General features: G+C 54.3%; 1 protein-coding gene. It reads left to right on the forward strand.

Annotated elements, in window-relative coordinates; translation table 11 throughout:
- Positions 1 to 757: Ig-like domain-containing protein (locus ABLQ08_RS32415; protein ID WP_352950912.1), on the forward strand; the 757-nt coding region annotated here is incomplete at both ends.

Consider the following 757-nt stretch of genomic DNA (forward strand, 5'->3'; position numbering starts at 1 on the left):
CGGTCTGTCGGTGAGCATTGACAACAACGACCGGATCACAGTCGGAGCACACCTGGACGACGACAACGGCTCCTCCTCCGGTTCGGTGTATGTATTCGAACAAAGACCTGACGGAACCTATGCCGGACCAGACGGAACCGTTTATGGAACAACAAACACTCCAAATCTTGCGCCGGAGGCATTGAACTTAACGGGTTCTGCTTTAGAAAACAGCACATCAGTTACTTGGTTTGCTGACTATGTAGATGCAAACGTTGCGGATAGTCACTTTATTTCAATCGACACTACGGGCACGCTTGGCTCTGTCACCAATAATGGCGACGGCACCTTCAGCTATGATCCGAACGGCCAGTTCGAATACCTGGCGGCCGGCGAGATCGCGACCGACACCTTCAGCTACACGGTTACGGATCAATGGGGGGCGAGTTCATCAGCCTCCGGCACCATCACCATAACGGGCCAGAATGATGCTCCGGTTGCTGTTGCTGTGAGTGCGGTTGCATCAGAAGACGGGCCGGCAGTTACCGTGACTGCCAACTATTCTGATGTGGATGCTTCCGACTCTCACACCTTCAACGTCGACACCACGGGAACGCTTGGCTCTGTCACCCACAACGGCGATGGCACCTTCAGCTACGATCCCAATGGCGCATTCGGTTATCTTTCTGTCGGTGAGATAGCAACCGACACCTTCACCTACACGGTGGATGACGGCAACGGAGGAACCTCCACGGAAACGGTGACAATACGCATCACC

Origin of the sequence: Roseibium sp. SCP14, from assembly GCF_040329475.1 — a bacterium.
Classification (GTDB): Bacteria; Pseudomonadota; Alphaproteobacteria; order Rhizobiales; family Stappiaceae; genus Roseibium.